This is a genomic window from Eubacterium barkeri (assembly GCF_900107125.1).
In the GTDB taxonomy this organism is placed as follows: domain Bacteria; phylum Bacillota; class Clostridia; order Eubacteriales; family Eubacteriaceae; genus Eubacterium_O; species Eubacterium_O barkeri.
The window spans coordinates 82287-97507 of sequence record NZ_FNOU01000004.1; the positions used below are offsets into that span (position 1 = coordinate 82287).

Sequence of the window (15221 nt, forward strand, 5' to 3'; positions counted from 1 at the left end):
CAATTCCTCCTTTGAATCGACAATAAAACGAGTCAATACGACAAATATCCTTGTCATAATGAGTGTAATACTGACAAGGATATTTGTCAAGGTGTTTGATGAAATAATTAAGACAATGTGTCAATCAAAATAAAAAACAGGAACCAAAGGTGCAGGGATAACACCTTTGGTTCCTGTTTTTGAGGGAAAGAAAATTATCAACACTCCAGAGCGTTTTCTAAGTGTTCAAGTCCGGTCACCATAAGTTCCCGGAGGCGACGCTGGTTCCCCGTGAGCTCCAAATATCCCACCAAGGCCTCTAATCCCGTGGCATAGCGATAGTCCATTTTATCCGCATTTTTGGGCGGTGTACTCCGGGTATTACGGCCCCTGCGGACAATGGATTGCTCCTCATCGGTCAGCTGATCCATCAGGGTGTGGACCATCCGGGCCTGGGCATCGGCCTTGACATAGCTAATGGATGCTTTGGTTAGATGGTTGACATTGGCCATGCCCTGGGCCACCAGATATTTCCGAATATAGTCCGAAAAAACACCATCTCCAATGTAAGCCAGGGTCAGTGGGTTCATGGCCCTGGCTTCTGCCTCGGTGTAGGTGCGGTCCAAAAAATCCGCGATTACGCTTTTTTCCATTTGACCCCTTCGCGTGTATCCTCTAACACGATGCCCCGGGCTAATAAATCATCCCGGATTTGATCCGCCATGGCGAAGTCTTTATTCTTACGGGCCTGCTGCCGTTTTTCAATGAGGGCCTCCACCTCGGTGCTGAGGTCCTCCGTTTTCTCCTGAACAGCGATGCCGATGACCCTGGTGAGTTCTGTAAAAAGGGTCAGAGCCGCGGCGATGCATTCCTTTGAAGAGGCATCATCTAAGGTGGAATTGATCTCCCGAACCAGTTCGAAGATAGCGGCGATGCCGTCCGCTGTATTCAGGTCGTCTTCCATGGCGGCAACAAAGCTGTTCTTATACTGGGAGAGGGTGTCCATCCATTCCCTTTCTGCTGGCGTGGCCGCCTCGGCCTTGGCATGATCCAAAAGGTATTCCATCTGGTACTTGGCGTTATACAGTCTGTCCAGGGCGTTTTTGGCCTGCTCTAATAATTCGTCAGAGAAATTGACGGGGCTTCTGTAGTGGGCCATCAGCATAAACATCCGGACGACTTCCAAATCGAAGTGTTTGGCAATATCCCGAACGGTAAAAAAGTTCCCCTTGGATTTGGACATCTTTTCGTTGTTAATGTTGATATAGCCATTGTGGACCCAGTAATTGGAGAATTTGCACCCGCAGGAGCCTTCAGACTGGGCGATTTCGTTTTCGTGATGGGGGAAGATGAGGTCCTGGCCACCACCGTGGATATCGATGCGCTCTCCTAAATGCTTGCGGCTCATGGCAGAGCATTCAATATGCCAGCCTGGCCGGCCGTTACCCCAGGGACTGTCCCAGAAGGGCTCCCCTGGCTTGGCCTTTTTCCACAGGGCGAAGTCCAAAGGACTGCGTTTTTCGTCGCTGACTTCAATGCGGGCACCGCTTTTTAAATCATCGATGTTTTGGTGGGAAAGCTTGCCATAGTCATGGAAATGCTCCACCTGATAATAGACGTTACCGTCCACATTATAAGCCAAACCGTTCTTTTCCAGGTCTGAAATCATCTGGATGATCTCCGGCATATGGTCAGACACCCGGGGATGGACATCGGCCCGCTCAATCCCCAGGGCATCGGCATCCTTAAAATATTCTGCAATATACTTATCGGCGACTTCTTTGGCAGTAATACCTTCTTCAAGGCTGCGATTGATGATTTTATCGTCCACATCGGTGAAATTCTGGACAAATTTGACATCATAGCCGATGTACTTTAAAAACCGCCGTAATACATCGAAAACGATGAAGGGACGGGCGTTGCCAATGTGGAAATAGTTGTAAACTGTGGGCCCACAGGAATACATGCGGACCTTACCCTCGGTAAGAGGAACAAAGGTTTCTTTTTGCTGGGTTAAGGTATTATATAATTTCATTTGATTGTTTTCCTCCATAAAAGCTAATTGTATTATAACATACTCGTTTTTTTTTTTCGACTGGGAAACATAGGTATTTTACTTTAGTTCGGTGCGTGGTATAATGATTTCTAATCACTTAAAAGAGGTAAATCATGGATACGAAATTAAAAGATTTAGCGACGGCGATCATGGCCATCGAGGATGAGCAGGAGTGCTTAAGCCTTCTAGAGGATATGTGCACCATTAAAGAAGTCGATGATATGGCCAACCGCTTCCATATTGCCTTGCTGCTTTATGCAGGCAAGACCTTTATTGATGTTGAAAATACGACCGGTGCCAGCTCCGCGACCATTAGCCGCGTGAATCGGTGCCTGAAGCATGGTACGGGCTACCGCACCATCATTGAACGAATGACAGGGGAGGCGTACAAGAAATGAGGAAGTTCAGAAAATCCCAAAAGCTGGACAATGTATGCTATGACATCCGGGGACCTGTCGTCCAGGAGGCCAGCCGGATGCAGGATGAAGGAATGGATATCATCATGCTTAATACGGGAAATCCACCCACCTTCAATGTTAATGCCCCGGATGAGGTCATCCACGATGTGCGGGCCAATCTGAGAAATTCCGAAGGATATTGTGATTCAAAGGGTATTTTCTCGGCACGTAAAGCCATTATGCAATACTATCAGACCCGGGGGCTTATGGGAATCACGGTGAATGATGTCTATATCGGGAACGGTGCCAGCGAACTCATCCAATTGTGTACCCAGGCTTTGATGGATAGCGGGGATGAGATTCTCATCCCCATGCCAGATTATCCCCTGTGGACGGCAGCAGCCACCCTGGCCGGGGGCAAGGTGGTCCATTACCTGTGTGATGAGTCGTCAAACTGGTATCCGGATTTGGAAGACATCCGTAACAAGATCAATAGCAACACCAAAGGAATCGTGCTTATCAACCCCAATAATCCCACCGGTGCAGTTTATCCCAGAGAGCTGCTGGAAGAGATTGCGAAAATTGCGGTGGAAAATAATTTGATTATTTTTGCAGATGAAATTTATGATCGAATCATCTATGATGAGATCCCCTTCCATCCCATGGCGACGATTACGGATGAAACTTTGGTGGTTACCATTAATGGGCTGTCTAAATCCCATCGGGTTCCGGGGTTCCGGGTAGGATGGATGGTGCTTTCTGGAAATCGGGCCTGTGCCCAGGATTATATAGAGGGAATCGATATTCTCTCCACCATGCGCTTGTGTGCCAATGTCCCGGCTCAGCATGCCATTCAGACCTCCCTTGGGGGGTACCAAAGCATCGACGATTTGATTGCGCCCACCGGACGCCTCTATGAGCAGCGGAATATTGTTTACAAACGGCTCAATGAAATTCCGGGAATATCCTGTGTGAAGCCCGATGGCGCATTATACGCTTTTCCGAAGATCGACACGCAGCGTTTTAATATTACGGATGACACCCAATTCGCATTGGATTTGCTCAAGCGGGAGAAGGTGCTTTTGGTCCAGGGGACTGGTTTCAATTGGTCGGAGCCTGATCATTTTCGAGTGGTTTTTTTGCCGGATCCCATCAAGCTGGCAGAGACCATGGATCGTTTAGAGCGGTTTATGGCGAATTATATTCAGGCGTGAGCACGATGAAAAAGCGACTGATGCGGGATAAGGAAGCGGGCATTTTTTCTGGCCTGTGCCAGGGGCTGGGAGAACGGTTTGAGCTAAGTCCGTGGATATTTCGGGCATTGTTTGTCATTCCGGCCTTACCCTTTGTGCTGACCTGGGTGTCCACTGTGGCCAGTATTGGGGTGTACATCATCCTGTCTATCCTCATTAAGGATAAGCAAAAAATCGTAAGCCATAACGTATCAGTGGAGTATGAAATAGTAGAGGACGAAGAAGGAAAGGAAGAAGACGATGCAGATGATTGTAATCAGTGATGGCCCTGAAACCACCGAAATCGTCGGAAGGGCTATGGGCGGCCTCTTGGCAAAATGCCCGGCGACCCTTCTTTTAATTGGAGATTTAGGGGCGGGTAAAACCACCCTTACAAAAGCCATTGTCGCAGGGATGGGATTGCCGGATTTAGTGGTCAGCCCGACCTATACCCTGGTGAATACCTATGGTACAGAGACACATAAAGCCTATCATTTTGATTTATACCGCCTGGAAGACTTTGACGAATTGCTGGAAATTGGCTTTGATGAGTTTGTGACGGAAGGCGTGCCAGTGATGATTGAATGGCCTCAGATTTTAGGGGATTATCCCTTTGATCGCTCGGCTGTGGTTACCCTGGAATATACGGGTCACGCTGATGAACGACGGATTACCATCGAAACAACCGATGAACAATTGGCGAAGGGACTTGAGTGTATTGGATGAAAAGCAGATAAAAAAAGCCTTTACCAGTGTTGTCATCCCCGCTGCCGGACAGGGGAGTCGGATGAATGCTCCCATTAATAAGCAATATCTTACCCTTCGGGGAAAGCCGATTTTATCCTACACCCTGGAAGTTTTTGAAAAGTGTCCCCTCATTGATGAAATTATTTTGGTGATTAATAAGGATGAATTTAAAATCTGTAAGCATCAGGTGTTAGGGCCCGGCAAGTTTAAAAAGGTTCGAATTACCCAAGGGGGAGCAACCCGCCAGCAGTCGGTTTATGAGGGATTAAAGGCCGTAAGCCCGGCCTGTGATATCGTCATGATCCACGACGGTGCCCGCCCGCTGATTAGTGAAGAGATCTTGGTGCGCTGTATTTACGAAACCATCCAGAGTCAGGCGACCATCGTGGCCGTCCCTGCCAAAAATACCATTAAGGTGGTTAAAAAAGCTGGTATTGTGGAATATACTCCGAACCGGGACTTTTTGTACGAGGTACAAACCCCCCAAACCTTTTCCTATCCGCTGATTATGGATGCTCATGAACGGGCCATTGAGGACGAGGTGGAGGGGACGGATGATGCTTCTTTGGTGGAACGTTTATGTGTCCCGGTCAAGATTGTTCGGGGGCATTATAATAATATTAAAATCACGACACCCGAGGATCTCATTATCGCAGAATCCATCATTGCGGTGAGTCGGTAGAGTCTGGTGTAAGAGAGGCATATCCTCTCTCAAAGCGTAGACAAAGTGGTGTAGCGCGGTCAAGGAGAGGATAAAAAAGATTCACCCCGGACCCCAGGCGCTGATGAACAAAGGGAAAGTCCTCAGTCGTCAGTGCGCAAAACCTTCGGTTTTGATAAGGTTTAGGGCGGGTTTGCTTTCTTAATTTGATGAAAGCCCAAAACGCCAGCCCGCAGGGGCGCCGGGGTTCTCGTATTTTTATCATCACCCTGACCTGGGTTTGTCGACAGTCTGAGAGAGGCATATCCTCTCTTTCTTTTTAAGTAAAAAAGGGATATAATAACGTATAATAGGTTAATGTGAAATACAATCAAGGGGAGGAAAATCACCCATGGTATTAAACGAAGAATTATTAGGTAATCTTTATTATCGGATGAACCAAGCCCGGGACTTTGAGGAAAAGGTAGCATGGATGCTTTCCCATGGACTCATCCATGGAACCAGCCATATGGCCATGGGTCAGGAAGCATCGGCGGTGGCATCCTGCATGGCATTGTCCGAGGGGGATTTAGTGAGCTTGACCCATCGGGGGCATGCCCAGGCCATTGGCTTTGGTTTAGATGTTTCCCGGATGATGGCCGAAATCATGGGGAAGGCGGACGGTTACTGTAAGGGGAAGGGGGGCTCCATGCATATTGCCGACCTGCACTCCGGTAATATTGGGGCCAATGGCGTCGTGGCCGGAGGCTATCCCCTGTCCTGTGGAGCGGCCCTTACCCAGAAGCTTAAGAAAACGGAGAAGGTTGTCCTGTGCTTTGGTGGGGATGGCTCCACCAACGAGGGGAACTTTCACGAAGCCTTGAATTTAGCCTCTATCTGGAAGCTGCCCGTGGTTTTCTTCATTGAAAATAATTTTTACGGCCTCTCCACCCCCATTGAGATGCATATGAACATTGAGAATATTGCCGATCGGGCCGTGTCCTACGGCATTCCAGGGATGACCATTGATGGTAATGATGCCATTGAAGTTTATGAAGCGACAAAGAAAGCCCTGGAATACGCCCGCTCTGGGGAGGGCCCCTTCCTGATCGAAGCGAAAACCTATCGCTACAATGGTCACTCCAAAAGCGATCCCCAGGTGTATCGAAGCAAGGAAGAGGTTGATGAATGGCGGGCCTATGACCCCATTTTGAATATGCGCACCTATCTATTGGAATCCGGTACCATTGAGGAATCCGTGCTTGATCAGTTGGAAGAAAAGGCCCAGGCAAGTATTGATGCGGCCTTAGAATTCGCTAAAGCTAGCCCGGAACCGGAGATACTCACGGTTTTGGATGATGTGTACGCATAGAGGAGGATGAGCAATGGAAATCAAAGAAATGAGCTACCGGGAAGCCTTGCGGCTGGCCATGTCCGAGGAAATGCGCCGGGATGAGGATGTTATTTTTCTGGGAGAAGATATTGGTGTCTACGGCGGCACCTTCCATGTATCCACCGGGATGCTGGATGAGTTTGGCGAAGAGCGTGTCTTAGATACCCCTATTTCAGAATCCACCATCGTAGGGTGTGCGGCAGGGGCAGCTTTAACGGGGATGCGCCCCATCTGTGAAATGATGTTTATGGATTTTATTGCCTTTGGGATGGATTCCCTGGCCAATCAGGCGGCTAAGCTGCGCTATATGTTTGGTGGTGAAGCTCAGGTACCCATGGTCCTTCGCCTGCCATCAGGGTCAGGTACTGGAGCCGCAGCCCAGCATTCCCAGTCGTTGGAGGCCTGGCTTTGCCATGTGCCGGGCTTGAAGGTCGTGACAGCATCGACTCCGGCCCAGGCCAAGGGTCTTTTAAAAGCGGCCATCCGGGATAATAACCCGGTGTGCTTTGTTGAGCATAAAATGCTTTATGGCATGAAGGGTCCTGTACCAGTGGATGCGGATTACGCCATTGCTCTGGGGAAGAGCTTTGTGGAACGTAAGGGCAGCGATGTCACCGTGGTATCCTGGGGACGCTGTCTGGTCGATGTCATCGAAGTAGCCGGTGCCCTGGAAGAAGAAAGCATTGATATCGAAGTGATTAACCCCATGACCTTATATCCCATGGATATGGAACCCATCTATGACTCCGTCAAAAAAACAGGGCGGTTGCTGGTGGTTCACGAGGCTGCTAAAACCGGCGGCGTTGGGGGTGAGATTGTCTCTAAGGTCGTTGAAAGTGACTGCTTTGATTATATGCAGGCTCCTGTTATTCGTTTGGGGGGACTGGATGTGCCCATTCCTCATAGTGAAGGATTGGAACGCGCGGTCCTGCCCCAAAGGGAGGATATCGTAGATGCCGTCTATCGCCTGATGGGCATAGACGCCTAATGGAGGGGTGCCATGGAACGAGATGATCGTCAGATATCCCGAGAAGAACGAAGCCGGTTGCGCAGCATTGGTGAAGGGCGACCAGCAGAGCGTGTCATGGCCACGGGGGAACCCGTACGAGCGACACCAGTGGCGAGACGGTATGCAGTGGAGAAGGGCGTGGATTTAGCGGATGTCGCAGCGACCATACCCGGACGGCGCATTCAGCCTGAGGATATTGACCGTTACTTGGAGCAGCGTCAGATTTTTGCCAAGCAAAAGGCATACCGTAGTCGCATCGTCCCCGATGATGCGGGCTTTTTACCCGATGAACAGGAAGTCTTCAAGGCCGTCGAAGAGGAAATGGAAAAGGAAGAGATGATTGCCCAGGCTGAAGCCCTGGAGGAGAAACGCCTTCAGTCCACAGAGCCCATTCCAGAACCTGAAAAAAGGGAAGAGGAAGAGACTTCAGAAGAAGATGAGGCAGACGACCGTGTACAAGCTGTGGCAGTGGCCGCACCCTTGGCAGTTCCGGTTATTAAGGCGTCTCCCCTGGCCGAGGCCATGGCAGCGGCTGAAGGCATCGACCTCACCCTCATTGAAAAGGGAACGGGGCCGGATGGCTGCATTATTAAGGCGGATATTACCGCTTATTTAAATGGGCTTAAGCCCCCATATCCCGATGCCCATCTTGTTATTTTTGAGGCACCGGCTCTTCCAGCGGTTATTCCAGTTGAACCAGAATCTGACATGGCCGGGGAATTAGAGGACATCCTCCCCCAATCCGAGCCAGAAATGGAAGAATTGTTCCCAGGTTGTGTCGAAAGAAGGATTCAGTCTCCAAAGGTTTTAACCCTGACCATGGAAATTGATTTAACTGAACTGAAGGAAACCCGAAAGCGCATTGCCAAACGGGTAGAGATCCAAACGGGATGCCGCTGTACCTATACCGATTTTATCCTTATGGCGGTTGCAAAAGCATTGAAGCAGCATCCCCAATTAAACGGCCGATTCGAAGGTGATGCCTTTGTTTCTAAAAGCCAGGTGCATCTGGGGATTGGCATAAGCCATGGAGATGGGTTAGCCTTTCCCGTCATTGCCAACGTTCAAAATCAAAGCTTTGGCGAGGTTGTGAAGGCACGGAATGGTTTTCTTGGAGAAATTAAAGAACAGGGAAGGATCCCTGAGCAAAAAGAAGCCAGCACCTTTGATTTAGTCAATCTCGGTGTTTATGGGCTATTAACCGCCACCCTGCCCCTGGCAGAAGGCCTTGGGGCAATGCTCTGTGTCGGAGATGTGGTCGAGCGTTATCGTTATTATCAGGGTGTGGGCTCCAACCGTCCAGTGGTTCGGGCAACGCTGCTGTTAGACAGCCGGATTGCTGGCATTGGTACGGCAGCTGGTTTTTTACAGGACATGAAAAAGGAGCTTGAACATCCGGCGGCAATATCATTTTAGATTGAGGTAAGAATGGAAAACGAAGTACAACAGGAAATAAGGTCCTATGATGTGGTTGTCATCGGCGGTGGCGTCGGTGGCTATACCGCTGCCGTTCGAGCGGCCAATGCCGGTTTAAAAACGGCGTTGATTGAGCGTATACAACTGGGGGGGGCTGGGGTCAACCAGGGCTGCATCCCCATCCAGTATTTATATAAAAATGTTCAGTTTATCAAAGAATGTGCCCAGGCCAAAAAGCGAGGGTTGATTATTAAAGGCATTGAGCTGGATCTGCCCCGTATGATGCGGGATAAAAATCAGAAAATCAGAAAATACATCGCAGGGATGAAGGAACGCCTCGAGGACCGGGGCGTCGATATTTTTATGGGAACAGCGACCGTTAGTGCCGATAAAACCATAGAAATCGCCATGGGTAACGGAATCGAAGGTCGGATCAAGGCAGAAAATATCATTTTGGCCACCGGCTCTACCGGTCGTATTCCCAAGCAATATCAATCCATGCCAGAGGTTCTCACCGACGAGAACGCCCATGACCTTGAGGAAATTCCACCGGAATTGGTGATCATTGGCAGTGGGGGAAGGGCCTGTGAATATGCCACCTTGTTCAGCATGCTGGGGTCCAAGGTCATTCTTTTTGTTGAAGAAGACCATCTATTATCCCAGGAGATGGATGGTGCCATCCAGGAGGCCGTGGAACAGAACCTACTCGCCATGCAGGTGGATATCCACTACAATGTCACCGTTTCGGATGTCTTTGAGGATTCCTTGGGGGATATTCATCTGGATGTTAAATTAGGAAATCGGGATAAAATGATTATTTGTTCCGATATTTTAGTGGTAAAGGAACGGTGCCCCAATTTACTGGGACTATCCGGTCTGGATCTTAAGGTAAAAAATGATGGGGTCATTGCAGATTTCAGTGGGATTACCTCTGTACCCGGGGTGTATGCCATTGGTGATTTGGTATCTGGAATGGCATCAGCCAGTGCTGCCGTGGCCATGGCGATCCAGGTGGTGGATACCATCACAGGGAAACCGCAGACACTAAAAACCCATTGGATTCCAAAAGCCATCCACCTTCTTCCGGAAATCGCCGTGGTTGGAATGAGTGAGGCGGAAGCCCGGCGGAACGGTTATCCCGTCAAGGTGGATCGCATGGATTTAGCCACGAATCTTAAGCTCTATCTGGACGACGCGACCACTGGCTTTGTCAAAATTATTTCGGATGTAGACAGTGGCGAGCTGTTGGGGGTCTGTATTTATGGTGAGGGGGCAGCAGAGCTTATCTCCCAGGCCCATGCCATCCATGCCATGGGGGGCGGAATCGAGGACTTAAAACGGTCCCTTCACGCCTATCCGGCAGCATCCTCTGTATTATCTGAAGCAACGTTGGCATTTTTGAAATGAATCTGTTACAATAACCCTATAAAACTTGAAGGAGTACCAATGTCAGAGCAAGAAAAAATTATAATCATTGACTTTGGAGCACAATACAATCAGCTCATTGCCCGCCGTGTTCGGGAAGAGCGGGTATATTCTGAAGTCGTCCCCTACGATGTATCCATCGAGCGGATTAAGGAAATGGCGCCCAAGGGCATTATCTTTACCGGCGGTCCCTCCAGTGTTCACCAGGAAGGTGCCCCACGCTGTAATCCGGAAATCTATACACTGGGTATCCCTGTTTTAGGCATTTGCTACGGCGCCCAGCTGATGGCGGAACAAAATGGTGGGAAAACCGATTCCGCTGAAATTCGGGAATACGGAAAAAAAGCCCTGAACATAAAAAAGGACAGCCAATTGCTGGAATCCGTTCGGGATGGCTCCGTCTGTTGGATGAGCCACACCAATTATATTGACCAAATTCCAGAGGGATTTACCATAACCGCCACTACCGAAACCTGTCCGGTGGCTGCCATGGAAAATCCGGAAGCCGGATTATACGCCGTGCAATACCACCCGGAGGTCGAGCATACGGAGTGTGGCAGAGAAGTGCTGCACAACTTCATCTACAATATCTGCCAGTGTGAAGGCACCTGGACCATGGCCAACTTTGTAGAGGAACAAATTGCCGCCATCCGGGAACGGGTGGGGGACAAGAAGGTGCTGTGCGCACTAAGCGGCGGCGTCGATTCTTCCGTCGCATCAACCCTGGTCTTTCGGGCCATCGGCGATCAGCTGACCTGTATCTTTGTGGATCACGGCCTGCTGCGAAAGGACGAAGGGGATCAGGTTGAGGCCATTTTTAAGGATCGCTTTAAGATGAATTTCATCCGTGCCAATTGCCAGGATCGTTTCCTGTCCAAGCTGGCCGGAGTAACGGATCCGGAACGCAAGCGGAAGATTATCGGAGAGGAATTTATCCGGGTCTTCGAGGAAGAATCCGGTAAACTAAAGGGGATGGAATACCTGCTCCAGGGGACCATTTACCCCGATGTCATCGAAAGTGGCACCAAGGATGCAGCGGTCATTAAAAGCCATCACAACGTTGGCGGTCTTCCCGAGGATGTGGATTTTGAACTCATCGAGCCCCTGCGTAACCTCTTTAAAGATGAAGTCCGTGCCTTAGGTGAAGAGCTGGGCTTAGACCATGATTTGGTTTGGCGTCAACCCTTTCCAGGGCCAGGACTGGCCATCCGTGTTATGGGTGAGGTCACCGGTGAAAAGCTGGATATCCTTCGGGAAGCCGACTATGTCTTCCGGGATGAAATTGCCAAAGCAGGATTGGATCAGGAAATCTGGCAGTACTTTGCCGTCCTCCCGGGTAACCGCAGCGTTGGGGTCATGGGGGATGAACGGACCTATGATTACACCATCGGCCTGCGTGCTGTGACATCCGTGGATGGCATGACCTCCGACTGGGCCCGGATTCCCTTTGATGTGCTGGAATCCATCTCCACCCGCATCGTCAATGAGGTGCCCCACGTCAACCGGATTGTTTATGATATTACGAGTAAGCCACCATCTACGATTGAGTGGGAATAAATGAAAGAACCCCGCAATGCCTTTATTTTTAAAAGGGTTGCGGGTTATTTTTATACGCCGTGGCTCTGGTTTGGCTCTAAAAACCATGGCTTTCTAATCTTTCAAGTACTTTTTTAAGCGAACTGGCAAGAGCGTATAATGCCAATGGGAAACATGCGCTTTATCATTTGATGAGAACGCAGTACACTATAAAAAATCCAACAAATCTATTTAAACGGATGGTCGCTGATTCAACCTTATCTTGTGACAAAGAAAAAGATTGTTTTGCGATTGAAGGGATGCCCTCCTCAGAAGCTGTCTTTTTAAGCATGGAAGAACTCTGTGCGCCAATTTTTCCCCAGCATGTTACAACCCAAGCGCAACAAGAAGTGGACAGTCGACCGGCGGCGATGGATAAACTGATTTGGGAACTCATTGGTAATCGGTTATTAGAACTAAGTAAATATGTCACGATGGATTCACTATCGAAACGGGTCATCGTAGATAAAACTACTTTGATTCAAGATGGCTATCATTTAATTACACACTAATCAGGTGGGTCAATTTTACTTGGCAATTAATAATCACGGACACCCCATATTATGTAGTCAATCTTCTTAATTGGAGTAAGCCAACAATAGTTAGGCATTAGCATATCAAAGTGTTCAACGCAGGATTTTCCTTCATCGGTAGCGAGGAAATCATCATACCAAGCAATAATTTGATTATACAACTTTACACGATTTTCTAGTTGCTCATCTTTGCTTTTACCACTTAATTCTAGCCCTATATGATTCAAGATATAAACATCCCATATAGGCATGTTGGGGTCAATGGTAGAAAGCATTTTGCTTGAAAAAGAGTGCTCAATTTGCCCTGTGTGTTTAAATATGGCATATAAAATCTCTTTAAAAGTGATGTCTTTCCGATGCTTTTGTTGCTCAAAGAATTCATAATAAAATCTACGCCACGTTTCGTTACGTCTTACAACATAGAAACGATTAAAAGTTTTCTGAAAATCTTGGTCTGTAGAAAGGTTTCTTTTATTCAATGTTGTTATGATTTCCGTGTAATCTTTAATGTTAAGCGCTTTGGAAATAAGATTTTCTGTTAGATTTTCTCTATCAATCTTCATGATTTACCCTTCCTCTCTAAAGTTTAAATCAGGTGGCATTTTCACCCACAGGGTAGATGCAGTAACACTTTTCATCTTTTCAATTTTTGAGATACTTAGTTTCAAGCAGATAGCATATCAAACATAGCATAATACTTCGCTTTATCAGCCTTACTCAAGCGCAGACAAATTTCACCGTCAATCTCGACAATACGCAGACCATAAATATCTTCCTGGGCAAAAAAAGTGTGCATCAGCCCAGTGTGGCTATCAATATTAGGCCCATCTAAAGCTTCTGTGGAAACATTTAAAGACTGTGCTATATCTGCAATGATATTCTCTTTGCCATAATGTTTCACATCGTATCATATTTGTTGTAGCTTACCGAAATATAACATATAAGTTTTGATAAAACAAGGTATGTAAAATAAAAAAGTATAGAGATCTATTGACAAAGATTACGCTATACAGTATTACAACCTTATACTATACAAATTAGTATAGTATCTGAATTGTATTGCAGGAAGGCGGTTTATATGGATAACAATTTTATGAGAGCAAAAGATGTGGCAGAGGTTTTAGGGGGATAAAATCATTCGCCTGTAAGATGATGAAAAAACTTAATGCTGAACTCAAAGCACAAGAATATGTCACCATTGCAGGACGAGTAAATAAGAAATTTTTTATGGAAAAGCTATGCTACATCAGAAAGGACGGTCAATAAATGGTAGTTTATAAAGAAGATAAGGGCACTTGGTGAGTGATTTATCGCTATATCTAACTATTCCTTTATCGGATAGTAAGCGAAGCTGCTATCAGCGTTGATAAATGAAAGAAACCCGCAATACCTTTATTTAAAAGGATTGCGGGTTTTTATGTTGATCATATTATTTTCCAAGTTCAAGCTGGGACATGCTGATGCTCTGGGTATGCTCAATGGGTTCCCAGGTCTCAATGGGCTTCACCACACAGACGATGTTGATGAAGATCCAGGAGAAGAAGAAAAACCAGAAGGAGAAGAAGGAATAATTCTTAACCTGCTTAAGTTGATGATGCTCCAGCTTTACCACCATGGCCGTGAAGAGGAAGCTGATAAAGATCCCGCCGACGCTGAAAATAATCGCGAAGGTCAAGGCATCAGACCACACCTGGGTATTCACAAACAAAAGGCTTAGGATGATAAAGGAGCATACGCTGTAAATCGCCGTTAAAACCTGAACCAGTGGAGCACTTAAGTACAAAATCATATCGGCACAGCCCCAATTCTTCGTTTCTTTAAAAGCCTTCCACAGCAGCGGCGAGTAATGGACGAAGCACTGGATGGTTCCTGTGGACCAGCGCTTACGCTGCTTCCAGGAGGTTTCAAAGGTCAGGGGATGCTCATCGTAGGTCAGAGCCTCTGGGACCCAGGCAACCCGGCGCCCCTTCATAATGGACTGGGTGGTAAATTCAATATCCTCGGTCATGCTGAAGGTTCGAAAGCCACCATCCCGAAGGACATCCGCGGCAACCATGAAGCCTGTACCGTTTAAAGCAGCAGACATCCCGATGGAGTAACGAGCCAGGTTCATAAAACGGTTGAGGGTCCAATAAAAGATGGACTGACAGCCAGAAATCCAGGAATCCTTGGGGTTTTTGGCATCCCGATAGCCCTGGGCAATGGTTTCACCAGCGCACAGCGCATTATTCATGGCACCGAAGAAACCAGGGTCCACTAAATTATCGGCATCAAAGACACAAAAGGCATCGTAAATATCATTTTCTGCAAAGGTGGCATCAAAGAATTGTTCGAGTGCAGCCCCCTTCGAGCGGACTTCTTGGGTACAATGGAAAACTTTAGCACCATGGGCCAAGGCAACAGCTTCGGTATCATCGGTACAATTATTCGGCAGAACGTAGACATCCAACAGCTCGGTGGGATAATCCTGCTTTTTCAAGGTATCAATCAGGTTTCCAATAACCTGTCCCTCATTCCGTGCGGCGATGACGGCAGCAAACCGATTGGTGGGGGGTGCCACCTCAAATTGATTGTGCTTTCGATAGCCCACTAGCCCGATGACCATATAATAGATCCCATAGGCGAAGAATGGAGCGCCCAGTACAAATAAGGCGACATAGATGAAATTGACCATTAATCGAACCTCTTTCTTTCTTAATTAGTGCTTTAGGGTAACCTTTAAATTAGCTTATAATGTAACTTACATCATTTTAGCATCATCCCCTGACAAGCGCAAGGTGATTCTTTAAAAAGTTTGAAAATTTAAAGGAAACAGAAA

Annotated in this window: 16 protein-coding genes; 11 read left to right on the top strand and 5 right to left on the bottom strand. The window is 47.7% G+C overall.

Annotation, left to right across the window (positions count from 1 at the left end):
- Positions 1–197: 197 nt before the first annotated feature.
- Positions 198–632 carry a Mini-ribonuclease 3 gene (locus BLU30_RS03835; RefSeq protein ID WP_090243656.1) on the bottom strand — a complete coding sequence of 145 codons (435 nt, stop codon included), beginning with the start codon at positions 630–632 and terminating at the stop codon, positions 198–200.
- Positions 617–2014 carry a cysteine--tRNA ligase gene (gene cysS, locus BLU30_RS03840; RefSeq protein ID WP_090243657.1) on the bottom strand — a complete coding sequence of 466 codons (1398 nt, stop codon included), beginning with the start codon at positions 2012–2014 and terminating at the stop codon, positions 617–619. Before cysS ends, BLU30_RS03835 begins: the two co-directional genes overlap by 16 nt.
- Before the next feature lie 134 nt (positions 2015–2148).
- On the opposite strand from cysS, the gene BLU30_RS03845 reads away from it, so the two are divergent.
- The 11 genes from BLU30_RS03845 to BLU30_RS03895 all read left to right on the top strand — a co-directional run bounded on the left by BLU30_RS03845 (position 2149) and on the right by BLU30_RS03895 (position 12382).
- A complete protein-coding gene (locus BLU30_RS03845; RefSeq protein WP_090243659.1) occupies positions 2149–2433 on the top strand; it encodes a YerC/YecD family TrpR-related protein in 285 nt (94 codons plus the stop codon).
- Positions 2430–3647 carry a pyridoxal phosphate-dependent aminotransferase gene (locus BLU30_RS03850; RefSeq protein ID WP_090243660.1) on the top strand — a complete coding sequence of 406 codons (1218 nt, stop codon included), beginning with the start codon at positions 2430–2432 and terminating at the stop codon, positions 3645–3647. The genes BLU30_RS03845 and BLU30_RS03850 overlap by 4 nt, the downstream gene beginning before the upstream one ends.
- Before the next feature lie 5 nt (positions 3648–3652).
- Entirely contained in the window at positions 3653–3949 is a 297-nt protein-coding gene (locus BLU30_RS03855) for a PspC domain-containing protein (RefSeq protein WP_242873496.1), read from the top strand.
- Positions 3927–4391, top strand: coding sequence for a tRNA (adenosine(37)-N6)-threonylcarbamoyltransferase complex ATPase subunit type 1 TsaE (tsaE, locus tag BLU30_RS03860; protein WP_090243664.1), 465 nt, complete (start codon positions 3927–3929; stop codon positions 4389–4391). The genes BLU30_RS03855 and tsaE overlap by 23 nt, the downstream gene beginning before the upstream one ends.
- Positions 4324–5094: a 2-C-methyl-D-erythritol 4-phosphate cytidylyltransferase gene (gene ispD, locus BLU30_RS03865; protein WP_340148120.1), complete on the top strand. Its 771-nt coding sequence runs from the start codon at positions 4324–4326 to the stop codon at positions 5092–5094. Before tsaE ends, ispD begins: the two co-directional genes overlap by 68 nt.
- A 370-nt stretch (positions 5095–5464) precedes the next feature.
- Positions 5465–6424 (top strand): thiamine pyrophosphate-dependent dehydrogenase E1 component subunit alpha, encoded by a 960-nt coding sequence (locus BLU30_RS03870; protein WP_090243667.1) that lies wholly within the window; start codon positions 5465–5467, stop codon positions 6422–6424.
- A gap of 13 nt (positions 6425–6437) precedes the next feature.
- Entirely contained in the window at positions 6438–7433 is a 996-nt protein-coding gene (locus BLU30_RS03875; protein WP_090243669.1) for an alpha-ketoacid dehydrogenase subunit beta, read from the top strand.
- Positions 7434–7445: 12 nt separating this feature from the next.
- The gene (locus tag BLU30_RS03880; protein ID WP_090243670.1) at positions 7446–8870 is read left to right on the top strand and encodes a 2-oxo acid dehydrogenase subunit E2; all 1425 of its coding nucleotides are present in this window, start codon (positions 7446–7448) and stop codon (positions 8868–8870) included.
- A gap of 12 nt (positions 8871–8882) precedes the next feature.
- Entirely contained in the window at positions 8883–10277 is a 1395-nt protein-coding gene (locus tag BLU30_RS03885) for an FAD-dependent oxidoreductase (protein WP_090243672.1), read from the top strand.
- Between the two features lie 39 nt (positions 10278–10316).
- Positions 10317–11852 (top strand): glutamine-hydrolyzing GMP synthase, encoded by a 1536-nt coding sequence (gene guaA, locus BLU30_RS03890; protein ID WP_090243674.1) that lies wholly within the window; start codon positions 10317–10319, stop codon positions 11850–11852.
- 170 nt (positions 11853–12022) lie between these two features.
- Positions 12023–12382: a hypothetical protein gene (locus BLU30_RS03895; RefSeq protein ID WP_090243675.1), complete on the top strand. Its 360-nt coding sequence runs from the start codon at positions 12023–12025 to the stop codon at positions 12380–12382.
- A 26-nt stretch (positions 12383–12408) separates the two neighbouring features.
- Here the strand turns inward: BLU30_RS03895 and BLU30_RS03900 are convergent, their stop codons facing one another.
- The 3 genes from BLU30_RS03900 to BLU30_RS03915 form a co-directional block, all read right to left on the bottom strand.
- Positions 12409–12966 carry a hypothetical protein gene (locus BLU30_RS03900; protein WP_090243677.1) on the bottom strand — a complete coding sequence of 186 codons (558 nt, stop codon included), beginning with the start codon at positions 12964–12966 and terminating at the stop codon, positions 12409–12411.
- Between the two features lie 101 nt (positions 12967–13067).
- Complete coding sequence (locus tag BLU30_RS03905) at positions 13068–13304, bottom strand: hypothetical protein (RefSeq protein ID WP_090243679.1); 237 nt, start codon at positions 13302–13304, stop codon at positions 13068–13070.
- A 528-nt stretch (positions 13305–13832) separates the two neighbouring features.
- Entirely contained in the window at positions 13833–15077 is a 1245-nt protein-coding gene (locus tag BLU30_RS03915; RefSeq protein ID WP_090243681.1) for a glycosyltransferase family 2 protein, read from the bottom strand.
- Positions 15078–15221: the final 144 nt, after the last annotated feature.